Consider the following 14,620-nt stretch of genomic DNA (forward strand, 5'->3'; position numbering starts at 1 on the left):
CCCGGGGATCCGGGCCGGCCTTTCGTCGGGTCAGGTGATCTCAGATGCCGCCGGCGCCCTCGGCCTGCGACATCAGTGCCGCGGGCGGCGGGTTCTGCGCCGGGGTGCCGGCGGTCTTGCGGCCCCGGGAGAGCCGGCGCTGGACGTACTGCGCCAGCTTCGACAGCGAGTAGTTCACCGCGATGAACAGCACCGCGATCACCACGTACACCTGGATCGGGTTGCCCAGCACGCCGATGATCTGCTTGCCGATGTTGAGCGTCTCCTCGTAGCTGATGATGAAGCCGAGCGAGGTGTCCTTGAGCACCACGACGAGCTGGCTGATCAGCGCCGGAAGCATGATCCGGAACGCCTGCGGCAGCAGGATCATCCGGGTGGTCTGGGCGGGCGAGAGCCCGATCGCGGCGGCGGCCTCGGCCTGGCCGCCGGGCAGACCCTCCATGCCGGAGCGGAGGATCTCGGCGATGACCACCGAGTTGTAGACGGTCAGGCCGATGACCAGGTACCAGAGGTTGTCGAACGAGATGCCGAACTCGGGGAAGCCACGCGCCACGAAGAAGATGGTGAGGACCACGGGCAGGCCCCGGAACACCTCGACGCAGACCCGGGTGACCGCGGACAGCAGCCAGCTCAGCCCCCGCAGCGGGTACGCCAGCGGGGTGGCCAGCCCGGTGAAGCGCCGCCGGGTCAGGCTCTTGAGCTGGATCCGCAGCACGGCGATCAGGGTGCCGACCACGAGGGAGGCGACGATGGCCAGCGCGGCGGCGGTCAGGGTGTTCTTCAGGCCGAGGCCGATCCGGTCCCAGACGAGGGGGAAGTTCTCGTTCGAGGGGTCGACCAGCGGCCCCCACAGTTCCATCGAGAACTGGCCCTTGTCGGCCAGCGGCCGGTAGATCAGGAAGTACGCTCCGACCAGCACCAGGACGGTGGCGACCAGGCTGCTGATCAGGGTGACGCGCCGCTGGCGAGGACCCGGGACGTCGTAGAGGACGGTCGTCTGCTGGCTCACCGGGCCACCGCCTGTCGCTTCTCGATCCGGTCGAGCAGTGCACCGAGCGGCACCGTCATGATCAGGTAGCCGACGGAGATGCCGATGGCCACCGGGATGAAGGCGTAGCCGCCGGCCGAGGTGAGCTGGTCGGCGGTCTGCGACAGGTCACCGACGACGCCGAAGAAGCCGACCAGCGCCGAGTTCTTGATCATCGCGATGATGACCGAACCGAGCGGCACCACGGATGCCTTCCAGGACTGGGGCAGCACCACGTACCGGAGGTTCTGGCCGAAGGTGAGGCCCAGCGACCGGGCCGCTTCCGCCTGCCCGGCCGGGACCGCGTTCACTCCGGAGCGCAGCGCCTCGCAGACGAACGCCGCCGTGTAGAGCACCAGCGCGATGAGCGCGAAGCGGAAGTACGGCAGGTCGGTGCCGAGCCGGCTGAAGATCGCGTCCAGCCCCGGGATGCGCAGGAAGTCGGCGTTCGAGCCGAGCGCCGGCAGCCCGAAGGCGGCGAAGAACATGACCACGGTCAGCGGCATGTTCCGGAAGACGTTCACGTAACCGGTGCCGAGCGCCCGCAGCGGTGGCACCGGGGAGATCCGCAGCACCGCCACGACGGCGCCCAGGATCAGGGCGCCGATCGCGGCGAGTACGCAGATCTGGAGGGTGAGCCAGAATCCACCCGCGAAGACGTCGAACTTGTCGATGAGCACACTCACGGGTCGGTTTCCTCCCCACCCTCCAGATCAGGTCAGATCAGTAGCGGTTGACGGTCGGAGCGCTGCCCAGGGTGGCGCCGAACTTGCCGGCGGTGTCGTCCCAGGCCTTCTTCCAGCTACCGTCCTGGAAGGCCTTCTCCAGGGTGTCGTTGATGAAGTTACGGAAGTCGGTGTCCTCCTTCTTGACACCGATGCCGTAGGGCTCCTTGGTGAAGTTGTCGCCGGCCATCTTGAAGGAGGCCTCGTCCTTGGCGATGTAGCCGAGCAGGATCACGTTGTCCGTGGTCACCGCGTTCACCTGGCCGCCCTTGAGGGCGTCGCGGCACTTGTCGTAGGTGTCGAAGAGCACCAGCTGGGTGCCGACGTCCTTCACGTACTTCTTGATCTCCTCGGCCGGCGTCGAGCCGGTCACCGAGCAGACCTTCTTGGTGCCGTCCTTGAAGGAGTCCGGGCCGGTGATGGTGGTGTCGTCCTTCTTCACCATGATGTTCTGGCCGGCCTCGTAGTACGGCCCGGCGAAGGCGATGCGCTCCTTGCGCTTGTCGTTGATCGTGTAGGTCGCCGCGACCAGGTCGACGGTGCCGTTGACGATCACGTCCTCGCGGACCTTCGACGGGGCCTCGACGTACTCGATCTTGTCCTCGGGGATGCCGAGTTCCTTGACGATGATCTTGGCGATCTCGACGTCGAAGCCCTCCGGCTTGCCCGACAGGCCCTTCTGGCCGAAGCCCGGCTGGTCGAACTTGGTGCCGATCTTGATCTTCTGCGCCTTGTTCAGGCGCTCCATCGTGCTGCCGGCGGCGAAGGACTTGCTGCCCGAGCCGGTGCCCTCGTCGCTGTCACCACCACAGGCGGCCATGCCCAGCGCCAGGGTCGCCGCCGCGGCAACCGCGGCCACGCGCTTCAAACGCATACTCATCTCCTTCTACGACGGAGCCACCGGGGGACGGCGCACTCCAACTACGGACGCTCAGTGCGTGAGGATCTTGGACAGGAAGTCCCGGGCCCGCTCGCTGCGCGGGTTCGCGAAGAACTCCGTGGGCGGGGCCTCCTCGACCAGCTGGCCGTCGGCCATGAAGACGACCCGGTTGGCCGCGTGGCGGGCGAAGCCCATCTCGTGGGTGACCACGACCATGGTCATGCCGTCGCGGGCCAGCGAGGTCATGACCTCCAGAACCTCGCCGACCATCTCCGGGTCGAGCGCGCTGGTGGGCTCGTCGAAGAGCATCGCCTTGGGCTGCATGGCAAGCGCGCGGGCGATCGCCGCCCGCTGCTGCTGGCCGCCGGAGAGCTGCGCCGGGTACTTGTCCGCCTGGTTGGCGATGCCCACCCGGTCGAGCAGGGCGAGGCCGCGCTCACGGGCGGCGGCCGCCTTCTCCCGGCGCACCTTGACCGGGCCGAGGGTGACGTTCTCCAGGATGGTCTTGTGTGCGAAGAGGTTGAACGACTGGAACACCATGCCGACCTCGCTGCGCAGCTTGGCCAGCGCCTTGCCCTCGGCCGGCAGCGGGGTGCCGTCGAAGGTGATGGTGCCCGAGTTGATCGGCTCCAGCCGGTTGATCGTCCGGCACAGCGTCGACTTGCCGGAGCCGGACGGGCCGATGACCACGACCACCTCGCCCCTGCCGACGGAGAGCGAGACGTCGTCCAGCACGTGCAGCGGGCCGAACCACTTGTTCACCCCGTCCAGCACGATCAGCGGTTCGCCCGTCGTCACGTCGTCCACCGTCCCTGTCGTCCGTACGGAAAGCGGGGCCGCGAGCCCCTGGTTGGGCCACTGTAGGCGGCGTGATGTGGCAGAACGCAACTCGAATGGTCACGGAGCGGTAACACCGGTCACCGCCGTACCCATGCGTCCGAATTCCGTCACCGAACGGGGCGTCCGGGTGGCGGTCACGCCGGTGCACGGCGATCATGTGGGCATGACAGTCCCGCTCCGGCTGACCGATTACGCCCGCGGCGGCGGGTGTGCCTGCAAGATCCCGCCGGGCGAGCTGGAGACGATGGTGGCCGGGCTGGCCCCGGCCGTCGGCGCCGCCGATCTGCTGGTCGGTCTGGAGCACGGCGACGACGCCGCGGTGGTCCGGCTGGACGAGCGCACCGGCCTGGTCAGCACCGCCGACTTCTTCACACCGGTGGTCGACGACGCCTATGACTGGGGGCGCATCGCCGCGGCCAACGCGCTCTCCGACGTGTACGCCATGGGCGGCACCCCGCTGGTCGCGCTCAACCTGCTCTGCTGGCCCCGCGAGGTGCTGCCGCTGGAACTGGCGCGGGAGGTGCTGCGCGGCGGCCAGGACGTGGCCCGGGAGGCCGGCTGCCACCTGGCCGGCGGGCACAGCGTGGACGACGACGGCCCCAAGTACGGGCTGGCCGTCACCGGTGTGGTCCGGCCCGAGGAGCTGATCACCCTGGACGCCGGCCGGGCCGGCCTGCCGCTGTCGCTGACCAAGCCGCTCGGCGTCGGGGTGCTGAACACCCGGCACAAGCGCACCGGGGAGCGGTTCCCGGAGGCGGTCGCCTCGATGGCCCGGCTGAACCGGGACGCGGCCCGGGCGGCCGTCGCGGCCGGGATCCGCTGCGGCACCGACGTGACCGGGTTCGGGCTGCTCGGGCACGCCTCGAAGCTGGCCCGGGCCAGCCGGCTCACCGTGGTGATCGACGCGGCCGCGGTGCCCTACCTGCCCGGCGCCCGGGAGGCGTTGCGCGACGGTTTCGTCAGCGGCGGCACCCGGCGCAACCTGGACTGGGTGACCCCGTGGACCGACTTCGGCGGGGCCGACGAGGGGGAACGGCTGCTGCTGGCCGACGCGCAGACCTCGGGTGGGCTGCTGGTCGCGGGCGAGGTGCCGGGCGGCACCGTGATCGGCGAACTGCTGCCGGCGAGTGGACACCTGATCCAGGTGCGCTGAGGAGTCCGTCACCACCCGGTGTTTCGCGTCGCGGGCGTGGCACCATACCCGATAAACTGTCACCTTCCCGCTACTCTGGGCAAGGTCGCCCCGGGAAATTCTGCCCGGAATGGTCACAGACCGGTAACTTGCGCCCGGCTGAGGTCAAAAGCACCCCACCATCGTGAGTAAGGCCCGATCCGGAGGCCGGTGGGACGAGCGCAGCGAGGAGGCGGCATGACCGAGCTGTGGAACTGGAGAATCGACGGCGCGGCGCCCGTGGAGGTCTACCCGGCGCTGGCCGAGGCGCTCGGCCGGGTGGTGATGCCCCTCGCCGTCGCCGACCCGGTCCGACTGCCCGCGTACGCGGTGGTCTGCGACGTGTGGGAGGCGCCCGGGGTGTACGGGACCGTTGTCGACTGTTACGGGGTGCCGGAGCGCCTGCCCGAGCTGCCCAGCATCGCGGCGCTGGCCCGGCTGCTGGACCGCAACTGCCTGATGCGCGACGACACCCTCGACGCCGGGCGGCACCTGCTGGTCGCCCCGGACGGCACGATCCGCCCGGTGCACTTCGACGTGGTCGAGACCGACGACGGCGAGGTCCTCAGCGACCAGCGGCTCTGCACCGTGGCGGACCCCCGCTGCCGCGGCTGGTCGCAGTGCCACCGCTCCCGGTGGGCCCCCGACTCGGTCGCCCCGGCCCTCGCCGCCGCCTGACCGGCGGCGAGGGGCCGGCCCCGGCACAGCAGCCCGAGGGCCCAGCCGCCTGACCGGCGGCGAGGGGCCGGCACCGGCACAGCAGCCCGAGGGCGGCCCGCCGCGATCGTTGACGTCTCAGCGATGCGAAGGCCGGCGCGTCGCGTGGCTCCCGCGTCAACGATCAGGCCTCGGCCAGCGCTCGTCGAGCGCCCCCGGAACACGGCTGCTCCTCGTTCGGTCCGGCCAGCTCGGCCCGGATACGCTGTGCGGGTCATGACTACCGCAGCCGCGGGCAGCCCGCGCACCTACCAGGTGCGCACGTACGGCTGCCAGATGAACGTGCACGACTCCGAGCGCATTTCCGGCCTGCTCGAACAGGCCGGTTACGTGCGTGCCGCCGAGGCCGACGAGCAGCCCGACGTGGTGGTGTTCAACACCTGCGCCGTCCGGGAGAACGCCGACAACCGGCTCTACGGCAACCTGGGTCACCTGCGCCCCGTGAAGGACAAGCACCCGGGGATGCAGATCGCGGTCGGCGGCTGCCTGGCCCAGAAGGACCGCGGCGAGATCGTCCGCAAGGCGCCCTGGGTGGACGTCGTCTTCGGCACGCACAACATCGGCTCGCTGCCGGTGCTGCTGGAGCGGGCCCGGCACAACACCGCCGCCGAGGTGGAGATCCTCGAATCCCTCGACGTCTTCCCGTCCACGCTGCCGACCCGGCGCGAGTCGACGTACGCCGGCTGGGTGTCGATCTCGGTGGGCTGCAACAACACCTGCACGTTCTGCATCGTGCCCTCGCTGCGTGGCAAGGAGAAGGACCGCCGCCCTGGCGACATCCTCTCCGAGGTGCGCGCCCTGGTCGACGAGGGCGTGCTGGAGGTGACCCTGCTCGGGCAGAACGTCAACTCCTACGGTGTCGAGTTCGGCGACCGGTACGCGTTCGGCAAGCTGCTGCGCGCCTGCGGCGACATCGAGGGGCTGGAGCGGGTCCGGTTCACCAGCCCGCACCCGAAGGACTTCACCGACGACGTGATCGCGGCGATGGCCGAGACGCCCAACGTCTGCCACTCGCTGCACATGCCGCTGCAGTCCGGCTCCGACGACGTGCTGCGGGCGATGCGCCGCTCGTACCGGTCGGAGAAGTACCTGGGGATCATCGAGAAGGTCCGGGCCGCGATGCCCGACGCGGCGATCACCACCGACATCATCGTCGGTTTCCCCGGCGAGACCGAGGCCGACTTCGAGCGGACCCTCGACGTGGTCCGCGAGGCCCGCTTCTCGTCGGCGTTCACGTTCCAGTACTCGAAGCGCCCCGGCACCCCGGCCGCGACCATGGACGGCCAGCTGCCCAAGCAGGTCGTGCAGGAGCGGTACGAGCGGTTGATCGCCTGCGTGGAGGAGATCACCTGGGCGGAGAACCGGAAGCTGGTCGGAGAGACCGTCGAGGTGCTGGTCGCGGTCGGCGAGGGACGCAAGGACGAGCGCACCGGCCGGATGTCCGGCCGCGCCCGCGACGGCCGTCTGGTCCACTTCGCGACGGGCGCAGCCGGCGCGAACGGCCGGCCCGGCGACGCCGGTTCGCTCGCCGGGCAGATCCGCCCGGGAGACATCGTGCACACCACGATCACCTACGCCGCCCCGCACCACCTCAACGCCGACGGGGAGCCGCTGTCGCACCGGCGTACCCGGGCCGGCGACGCGGCCGAGGCGGGGCGCGCCCCGCGTACCCCCGGGGTGCTGCTCGGGCTGCCGACGATCGGCGCGCCGGCCGCGGTGCCCGCCCCCACCGGCGGCTGCGCCGCGCGCTGACCGACCGCCGACGGCCGGGACCGCTCCGTGGCGGCCCCGGCCGTCGCGTGCTCAGCAGGCGGTGCCGTTGAGCTTCACGGCGCCCGGCGCGGCGGCCGTGCCGTTGGCCGTGAAGCCGACGGTCACCGACGCGCCCGGCGCGAGCGACGCGGCCCAGCCCGGTGCGGCCGCGGTGACCGTGGTGCCGGACTGGGTGACGGTGGCGTTCCAGCCGCTGGCCAGGGTCACCCCGGACGGCCAGGTCCAGGTGGCCGACCACGGGTTGAGCGCGGCAGTGCCGGTGTTCTTGACGGTCAGCTCGCCCTGGAAGCCGCCCTGCCACGCGTTGACCTGCTTGTACGTGGCCGTGCAGCCGCCGCTCGGCGCCGGCGTGGTGGGCGACGGCGACGGCGAGCCGGTGCCGGTCGGGGTCGGGGTGGGGTTGCCGCCGCCACCGGTCGGCGGGATCAGGTAGGGCTGGAGGATGTCCTGCTTGGCCTGGTTGATGGTGGTCCAGTCGTCGTTGGCGATGCCGCCGGTGTCACCCGAGTTCGGGTTCCACGACCAGTAGGTGAAGGACATCCCGGTCACCCCGGTCCCGGTGTACGCCATGAGGTTCTGCAGCCACACCTTGTCCTTCGGGTCCTGGAGCGTGGTGCCGAACTCGCCCATCATGATCGGCGCGATGTTCTGCTTGTGGAGGTAGCCCCAGTACCTGTCCCAGATGGCCGGCATGTTCGCCGGGTAGGTCGGGTCGTCGAACCAGGCCTGGTGGTAGACCGAGGTCGCGTACTCGTGCGGGGAGTAGACCAGCCGGTTGGCCACGTTCAGCCGCACCGGGAACTGCCCGGCCTTCGACAGGTTGCCGCCCCACCAGCCGCAGTCCTCGTCGTTGCTGGGGTCGTTGTCCCAGACGTTCGACAGGCCGCCGCTCGGGCAGCTCACCCCCTCCACGAAGATCAGCCAGTTCGGCTGCACCCCGAGGATCGCGTTGCCGGCCCGCTCGGCGGCCAGCCGCCAGTCGCGAGCGGTGTCGCCGCAGCCCCAGCAGGCGCCGGTGGCGGCCGGGTTGGTGCCCTCGGCGTGCGGCTCGTTGTGCAGGTCCGCGCCGATCACCGTGGGGTTGTTCGCGTACCGCTGGGCGAGCATCTTCCAGTCCGCGATCCAGGTCGCCTCGGAGACCGTCGAGGTGTACCAGAGCGGCGACTGCCCGGCCGAGGTGGGCCGGTGGCGGTCCAGGATGACCCGCATCCCCTTGCCGCCCGCGTAGTCGATCACCTTGTCGAGGATCTGCAACGGGGAGAGGCCGACCAGGTCCGGGTTGACGAAGTCGTTGATGCCGGTGGCCGTCGCGCCGGGCTTCAGCGCGTCGTTCGAGTAGGGGATGCGCAGCGTGTTGTAGCCCAGCCGGGCCATGGTGTCGAGCTGGCCGCGCCACGGGTTGCTCGACCACAGACCGTGGAAGGTCTTGTTGTCGGTCTCCATGCCGAACCAGTTGATGCCGGTGAGCCGGACCGTGGCCCCCGTACTGTCGACGATCTTGTTGCCGCTGGTGTGCAGGTAGCCGGTGCCGGTCGCGGCCGTGGCGGCGGCGGCCGGGGTGGTGCTGACGGCGGCGGCGACGAGGACGCCGGCCGCGGCGGTGGCGAGCGCCGCGAGGGCGCCGCCGAGGGCGGTGGGTCGGTGCATTGGCGAGCTCCACTTCGGATGCCCGCGCCGCACGAGCGCCGCGGGCGGGAAGACCAGGGGGAGACGGCCCGCTCGTCATCGAGTACGCGGACAGCGCGCGTCGGGCCGTGTCACGTGGACGGCCACCCGTGGGGGAGCACCGGCGATCGTCGACGGCGGGATCAGCCGTCGGTGCCCTCGTGCCGGTGCCGGAACCTGGCTCCGCCGCCCATTTTGATCAGCCGGCCTCGATGCGTCAACACGTGACCACGGAAGCCGGGCAGCTTTTCCTTCCCGACCCGCCGCTGGACAGACGGAAGCCCCGGTCCCGTGGCGGGACCGGGGCTTCCGGGACGCGTCAGGTCAGCCGGCCTGCTCGGCCAGCTGGAGGAACTGCCGCTTCGAGGCGAGCGCCTGCTCGGCCTCCTTGATCCGGCGGGTGTCGCCGGCCGCCTGCGCTCGGGCCAGCCGGTCCTCGGCCTCGGCGACCTGGGCCCGCATCTGGGCCAGCAGCGGGTTGTCCTCCTTGGAGGTGCGCCGCCACGCCGAGTCCATGACCTCGCGGACCTTGTCGTCGATGGCGCGCAGCCGGCGCTCCAGCCCGGCGGCCGCCTCGCGCGGCACCCGGCCGGCCTCGTGCCACTGCGCCTGGATCTCCCGCAGCTTCGCCTGGGCGCCCTTCGGGTCGCCGTCGACGTCGAGCGCCTCGGCCTCGGCGAGCAGGGCCTGCTTGCGCTCCAGGTTGGCGCGCTGCTCGTTGTCCCGCGCCGAGAAGACCTCGCTGCGCCGGGTGAAGAACTCGTCCTGCGCCGCCCGGAACCGTTCCCAGAGCTTCTGCTCGGCCTCCTTGGAGGCGCGCGGCGCGGCCTTCCACTGGGCCATCAGGTCCTTGAGCTGGTTGGCGGTCGCGCCCCAGTCGGTCGACTCCTTGAGCTTCTCGGCCTCGGCGACCAGCTCCTCCTTGACCCCCTGCGCCTGCTTGCGCTGCTGGTCGAGGGAGGCGAAGTGGGCGCCCCGGCGGCGGGTGAAGCCGTCCCGCGCGGCGGCGAACCGCTTCCACAGCTCACCGTCGGCCTTCTTGTCGACGCCGCGGATGGTCTTCCACTCGTCGAGGATCTCCTTGAGCCGGTCGCCGGCGGTCTTCCAGCCGGTCGACTCGGCGGCCAGCTTCTCCGCCTCCTCGACCAGGGCGGTCTTGCGCGCGAGGGCTTCGCCGCGGGCGGCGTCCCGGGCGGCGCGGGCCTCGCCGGCCTTCTCCTCGGCCACCGTGGCCAGCTTGTCCAGGCGGGCGGCCAGGGCGTCGATGTCACCGACGACGTGCGCCTCGGGCAGCGAGGCGCGGATCCGCCGGATCGTGGTCAGCGAGTGGCCGGCGTCGGCCGCGCCCGAGTTGAGTCGCGCCTCGGTCAGGTCCACCTCCGTCACGAGGTCGGCGAAGCGCCGGGCGAAATGGGCCAGCCCCTCCTCCGGTGCCCCCGCCTGCCAGGATCCGACCACCCGCTCGCCCTCGGCGGTCTTGACGTAGACGGTGCCGTCCTCGTCCACCCGTCCGAAGGCAGTCCAGTCGCTCATGTGCCCATCCTCGTTCTCCCGGCGTCGTCGGGACACCTCCCGCGATCGCCGCCACGGCGCAGCAAAGTTCTCCCGGCATTGTCACAGGTCCGACCCGGTCCGTGTCGAGCGCCTGTCGTCGACCGTGACCATACGGTGTCGTAGCGCCTCGATGACCGGATCGGCGCGGGGACGCACCGGGGGATACGGATAGGTTGGTGCCGTGCCCCTGGTCGCCGCCGCCGTCTGCCCCGACCCGCCCCTGATCGTGCCCGCGCTGGCCGGCGCCGCCGCGTCCGAGCTGGACGACCTCCGCGCCGCCGCCGACGCGGCCGTGGCCCGGCTCCTCGCCGCCGACCCCGAGGTGATCCTGCTGCTCGGCGCCGGGCCGCAGACGGAACGGTTCGGCACGGCCGACCACGGCTCGCTGCGCCCGTTCGGGCTGGACCGGGACGTCCGGCTCTGGAAGGTCAACTGCGCCGGGAGCGACCGCCTGCCGCTGAGCCTGACCATCGGCGCCTGGCTGGTGAACCGGTCGGGGACCGAGCTGCCCCGGCTGGCCCGGGCGGTCGCCGCCGACGCGTCCCCGGCCGAGTGCGCCGCCCTCGGCGCCGAACTGGTCGGCGAGGACGGGCGCGCGGCGCTGCTGGTGCTCGGGGACGGGTCGGCCTGCCGGGGCGTCAAGGCGCCCGGCTACGACGACCCGCGCGCGCCCGCGTACGACGAGGGGGTTGCCCGGGCCCTCGCCGGCGCGGACGCCGAGGCCCTGCTCGGCCTGGACCCGGCGCTGTCCGCGGAGCTGAAGGCCGCCGGGCGGGCGCCGTGGCAGGTGCTGGCCGGCGCCGTCCGGGCGGCGGGCGGCGACTGGCGCGGCGACCTGAGCTACCACGAGGCCCCCTACGGCGTTGCCTACTTCGTGGCCAACTGGGAGCGGGTGTGACTGTCGTCGCCGTGGTCGGGCCGACCGCGGCGGGCAAGTCGGCGCTGAGCATCGCCCTGGCGCACGCCCTCGACGGCGAGGTGGTCAACGCCGACTCCATGCAGCTCTACCGGGGCATGGACATCGGCACCGCCAAGCTGACCCCGGCCGAGCGGGAGGGTGTGCCGCACCACCTGCTCGACATCTGGCCGGTGACCGAGCCGGCCAGCGTCGCCGAATACCAGAAACTGGCCCGCGCGGCGGTCGACGACATCCTGGCCCGGGGGCGGGTGCCGCTGCTGGTCGGCGGCTCCGGGCTCTACGTGCGGGCGGTGCTGGAGCAGTTCGAGTTCCCCGGCACCGACCCGGCCGTGCGGGAGCGGCTGGAGGCGGAACTGGCGGAGGTCGGCCCGGGCCCGCTGCACGCCCGGCTCGCCGAGGCCGACCCGGTGGCCGCGGCGGGCATCCTGCCGAGCAACGGCCGGCGGATCGTCCGGGCCCTGGAGGTCGTCGAGCTGACCGGTGCGCCGTTCACCGCGTCGCTGCCGGCGCCGACGCCGTACTACCCGTCGGTGCAGCTCGGCGTCGACCTGGACACCGCGCTGCTGGACGAGCGGATCGCGCTCCGCGTGGACCGCATGTGGGCCGACGGCCTGGTCGCCGAGACGCGGACGCTGGTCGGCCAGGGCCTGCCCGAGGGGCGGACGGCCAGCCGGGCGCTCGGCTACCAGCAGGTGCTGCGCTTCCTGGCCGGGGAGCTGAGCGAGGCCGAGGCGCACGAGGAGACCGTCCGGGCCACCCGGCGGTTCGTCCGCCGGCAGCGCTCCTGGTTCCGCCGGGACCCGCGGATCCACTGGCTGGATTCGGCCTCGCCGGAGTTTCTCGACACTGCGCTGCGGGTGGTCACCGAGCATCGGCGATGATGGGGGCGTGGAGTTCACCAAGGGCCACGGCACCGGCAACGACTTCGTCATCCTGCCCGACCCGGACGGGGCGCTCGACCTGACGCCCGGCCTGGTCGCCGCGCTCTGCGACCGGCGGCGCGGCCTGGGCGGCGACGGCGTGCTGCGCGTCGTACGCGCCGCGAAGCACCCGGACGGCGCCGCGCTGGCCGACGAGGCCGAGTGGTTCATGGACTACTGGAACTCCGACGGCTCGTTCGCCGAGATGTGCGGCAACGGCGCGCGGGTCTTCGTCCGCTACCTGCTGGAGACCGGCCTGGCCACCCCGTCCGGCGCGGCGCTGCCGCTGGCCACCCGGGCCGGCCTGGTCCGGGCCCGGGTCGAGGGGGCCGACGTCGCCGTCGAGATGCGCCGCCCCCGGCTGTACGACACGGCCACCGCCACCCTGGGCGGGCTCACCCTGACCGGCGCGGCCGTGGACGTGGGCAACCCGCACCTGGTCTGCGCGCTGCCCGCCAGCCTGGATCTGGGCGGCCTGGACCTCACCCGCGCTCCCGACGTCGATCCCTCCGCCTTCCCGGCCGGGGTGAACGTCGAGTTCATCACCCCGGGCGAGCCGGTCGAGGGCACCGACGGGCACGTGCTCATGCGGGTCTACGAGCGGGGCTCGGCCGAGACGCTCTCCTGCGGCACCGGCGCCTGCGCGGTGGCCGCCGTGGCGCTGCGCGACGCCGGCCGGCAGACCGGCACCGTGACGGTCGACGTCCCCGGCGGCCGCCTCACCATCACGATCACCGACGACACCTGCTGGCTCTCCGGCCCCGCCGTCCTGGTCGCCACCGGCGAGATCACGCTGCCCGCCCTGGCGGCCTGAACCCCCGCCCAGGCCCGCGCCCTCGCGCGTCGGTCGCGGCCGGCGCGGCGGCAAGCCCCAGGCCGGTGGGTGCGTTTGTTGTCGCCGGAGCGACGACAAACGCACCCGGAAGGTGCCGTCAGGGGGTGGCGCTGGCGTTGGCGGCGATCTCGGGGAGGTCGGCCGGGCCCGGGTCGGCGGCCGGGGGCGGCGTCGCGGCCGGGTTCTGGGCGGCGGCGCGCACCGCGGCGGCCACCGCGGGGGCGACCCGCGAGTCGAAGACGCTCGGCACGATCACCGTCGGGTTGATCTTGTCCTCGCCGACCACGTCCGCGATGGCCCGGGCCGCCGCGATCGCCATCTCCTCGGTGAACTCCTCGGCGTGCGCGTCGAGCATGCCCCGGAAGACGCCCGGGAAGGCGAGCACGTTGTTGATCTGGTTCGGCTGGTCGGACCGGCCGGTGGCGACCACGGCGGCGTGCTTGCGCGCCTCCCGCGGGTCGACCTCCGGGTCCGGATTGGCCAGCGCGAAGACGATGGCGTCCTTGGCCATGCCGGCGATGTCCTCGCCGGTGAGCAGGTTCGGGGCGCTCACCCCGATGAACACGTCCGCGCCCCGGATCGCCCCGGGGAGGTCGCCGGAGTAGTTCTCCTTGTTGGTGTGCTCGGCCAGCCACCGCCAGGCCGGGTTGAGGTCCGGCAGGTCGCGGTGCAGGGCGCCCTGCCGGTCGTACGCGATGATGTCGCCCACGCCCTGCCGCAGCAGCAGCTTCATGATCGCGGTGCCGGCCGCGCCGGCGCCGGAAACGACGACGCGGACGTCCGAGAGGTGCTTGCCCACCACCCGCAGCGCGTTGGTCAGCGCGGCCAGCACGCAGATGGCGGTGCCGTGCTGGTCGTCGTGGAAGACCGGGATGTCCAGCGCCTCGCGCAGCCGGGCCTCGATCTCGAAGCAGCGCGGCGCGGCGATGTCCTCCAGGTTGATGCCCCCGTACGCCGGCGCGATCGCCTTGACGATCTGCACGATCTCGTCGGTGTCCTGGGTGTCCAGCACCACCGGCCAGGCGTCCACCCCGCCGAAGCGCTTGAACAGCGCCGCCTTGCCCTCCATGACGGGCAGCGAGGCGGCCGGCCCGAGGTTGCCCAGGCCGAGCACGGCCGAGCCGTCGCTGACCACGGCGACGGTGTTGCGCTTGATGGTGAGCCGGCGGGCGTCGGCCGGGTTCTCGGCGATCGCCATGCAGACCCGGGCCACACCGGGGGTGTACGCGCGGGACAGCTCGTCACGGGTGCGCAGCGCGACCTTCGAGCTGACCTCGATCTTGCCGCCCAGGTGCAGCAGGAACGTCCGGTCGGAGACCTTGCGGACGTCCACCCCGTCGAGGGCGGTCAGGGCGTCGACCACCTGGTCGGCGTGGGTCGCGTCGGCGGTGTCGCAGGTGAGGTCGACGATCACGTGGGCCGGGTCGGAGTCGACCACGTCCAGCGCGGTGACGATGGCGCCGGCCTCGCCCGCCGCGGTGGTCAGCCGCCCGATGGAGGAGGCGTCCGCGGGGACCGCGATCCGGATCGTGATCGAGAATCCGGCACTCGGCAGTCGGGTGTTGGCCACGAATAACTCCTCCGTCGACGCTGA

The 14,620-nt window shown here is 72.2% G+C and carries 13 protein-coding genes; 6 read left to right on the top strand and 7 right to left on the bottom strand.

Annotated features, from left to right (window positions below; all coding sequences use genetic code 11):
* Positions 1-40: 40 nt before the first annotated feature.
* From ABZ452_RS13215 to ABZ452_RS13230, 4 genes are read right to left on the bottom strand one after another with little or no spacing between them, the layout of a single operon-like run.
* Positions 41-1,009 carry an amino acid ABC transporter permease gene (locus ABZ452_RS13215; RefSeq protein ID WP_357942121.1) on the bottom strand — a complete coding sequence of 323 codons (969 nt, stop codon included), beginning with the start codon at positions 1,007-1,009 and terminating at the stop codon, positions 41-43.
* Complete coding sequence (locus tag ABZ452_RS13220) at positions 1,006-1,713, bottom strand: amino acid ABC transporter permease (RefSeq protein ID WP_357942123.1); 708 nt, start codon at positions 1,711-1,713, stop codon at positions 1,006-1,008. The genes ABZ452_RS13215 and ABZ452_RS13220 overlap by 4 nt, the downstream gene beginning before the upstream one ends.
* Positions 1,714-1,750: 37 nt before the next feature.
* On the bottom strand, positions 1,751-2,626 hold the full coding sequence (locus ABZ452_RS13225) for a glutamate ABC transporter substrate-binding protein (protein ID WP_357942125.1): 876 nt from the start codon (positions 2,624-2,626) through the stop codon (positions 1,751-1,753).
* A gap of 57 nt (positions 2,627-2,683) precedes the next feature.
* Positions 2,684-3,439, bottom strand: coding sequence for an amino acid ABC transporter ATP-binding protein (locus ABZ452_RS13230; RefSeq protein WP_357942127.1), 756 nt, complete (start codon positions 3,437-3,439; stop codon positions 2,684-2,686).
* A gap of 196 nt (positions 3,440-3,635) precedes the next feature.
* Here ABZ452_RS13230 and selD point away from each other — a divergent pair, with 196 nt between their 5' ends.
* The 3 genes from selD (at position 3,636) to miaB (ending at position 7,112) form a co-directional block, all read left to right on the top strand.
* Positions 3,636-4,625: a selenide, water dikinase SelD gene (selD, locus tag ABZ452_RS13235; protein WP_357942129.1), complete on the top strand. Its 990-nt coding sequence runs from the start codon at positions 3,636-3,638 to the stop codon at positions 4,623-4,625.
* 216 nt (positions 4,626-4,841) lie between these two features.
* A complete protein-coding gene (locus tag ABZ452_RS13240; protein WP_107078199.1) occupies positions 4,842-5,321 on the top strand; it encodes a hypothetical protein in 480 nt (159 codons plus the stop codon).
* Between the two features lie 255 nt (positions 5,322-5,576).
* Positions 5,577-7,112, top strand: a complete 1,536-nt coding sequence (miaB, locus tag ABZ452_RS13245) for a tRNA (N6-isopentenyl adenosine(37)-C2)-methylthiotransferase MiaB (protein ID WP_357942131.1) — start codon at positions 5,577-5,579, stop codon at positions 7,110-7,112.
* 51 nt (positions 7,113-7,163) lie between these two features.
* Here miaB and ABZ452_RS13250 read toward each other — a convergent pair whose 3' ends face one another.
* The gene (locus tag ABZ452_RS13250; protein ID WP_357942133.1) at positions 7,164-8,780 is read right to left on the bottom strand and encodes a cellulase family glycosylhydrolase; all 1,617 of its coding nucleotides are present in this window, start codon (positions 8,778-8,780) and stop codon (positions 7,164-7,166) included.
* A 342-nt stretch (positions 8,781-9,122) separates the two neighbouring features.
* The gene (locus ABZ452_RS13255) at positions 9,123-10,331 is read right to left on the bottom strand and encodes a DUF349 domain-containing protein (protein WP_357942135.1); all 1,209 of its coding nucleotides are present in this window, start codon (positions 10,329-10,331) and stop codon (positions 9,123-9,125) included.
* 202 nt (positions 10,332-10,533) lie between these two features.
* Between ABZ452_RS13255 and ABZ452_RS13260 the strand changes: the two genes are divergently transcribed.
* From ABZ452_RS13260 to dapF, 3 genes are read left to right on the top strand one after another with little or no spacing between them, the layout of a single operon-like run.
* Positions 10,534-11,250, top strand: a complete 717-nt coding sequence (locus tag ABZ452_RS13260; protein ID WP_357942137.1) for a class III extradiol dioxygenase subunit B-like domain-containing protein — start codon at positions 10,534-10,536, stop codon at positions 11,248-11,250.
* Positions 11,133-12,152, top strand: a complete 1,020-nt coding sequence (gene miaA, locus ABZ452_RS13265; protein WP_357942139.1) for a tRNA (adenosine(37)-N6)-dimethylallyltransferase MiaA — start codon at positions 11,133-11,135, stop codon at positions 12,150-12,152. Before ABZ452_RS13260 ends, miaA begins: the two co-directional genes overlap by 118 nt.
* Positions 12,153-12,159: 7 nt before the next feature.
* The gene (gene dapF / locus ABZ452_RS13270; RefSeq protein WP_357942141.1) at positions 12,160-13,005 is read left to right on the top strand and encodes a diaminopimelate epimerase; all 846 of its coding nucleotides are present in this window, start codon (positions 12,160-12,162) and stop codon (positions 13,003-13,005) included.
* Positions 13,006-13,123: 118 nt separating this feature from the next.
* Here the strand turns inward: dapF and ABZ452_RS13275 are convergent, their stop codons facing one another.
* Positions 13,124-14,596 carry an NAD-dependent malic enzyme gene (locus tag ABZ452_RS13275; protein ID WP_357942143.1) on the bottom strand — a complete coding sequence of 491 codons (1,473 nt, stop codon included), beginning with the start codon at positions 14,594-14,596 and terminating at the stop codon, positions 13,124-13,126.
* Positions 14,597-14,620 lie beyond the last annotated feature (24 nt).

The organism is Micromonospora sp. NPDC005707 (assembly GCF_040631005.1).
Taxonomy (GTDB): domain Bacteria; phylum Actinomycetota; class Actinomycetes; order Mycobacteriales; family Micromonosporaceae; genus Micromonospora.

What these genes read in the sequence shown, in the direction of transcription:
- ABZ452_RS13240 (WP_107078199.1), top strand. Translation starts at nt 4,842, where the DNA reads ATGACCGAGCTGTGGAACTGGAGAATCGACGGCGCGGCGCCCGTGGAG.
- selD (WP_357942129.1), top strand. Translation starts at nt 3,636, where the DNA reads ATGACAGTCCCGCTCCGGCTGACCGATTACGCCCGCGGCGGCGGGTGT.
- ABZ452_RS13250 (WP_357942133.1), bottom strand. Translation starts at nt 8,780, where the DNA reads ATGCACCGACCCACCGCCCTCGGCGGCGCCCTCGCGGCGCTCGCCACC.
- miaB (WP_357942131.1), top strand. Translation starts at nt 5,577, where the DNA reads ATGACTACCGCAGCCGCGGGCAGCCCGCGCACCTACCAGGTGCGCACG.
- ABZ452_RS13225 (WP_357942125.1), bottom strand. Translation starts at nt 2,626, where the DNA reads ATGCGTTTGAAGCGCGTGGCCGCGGTTGCCGCGGCGGCGACCCTGGCG.
- ABZ452_RS13255 (WP_357942135.1), bottom strand. Translation starts at nt 10,331, where the DNA reads ATGAGCGACTGGACTGCCTTCGGACGGGTGGACGAGGACGGCACCGTC.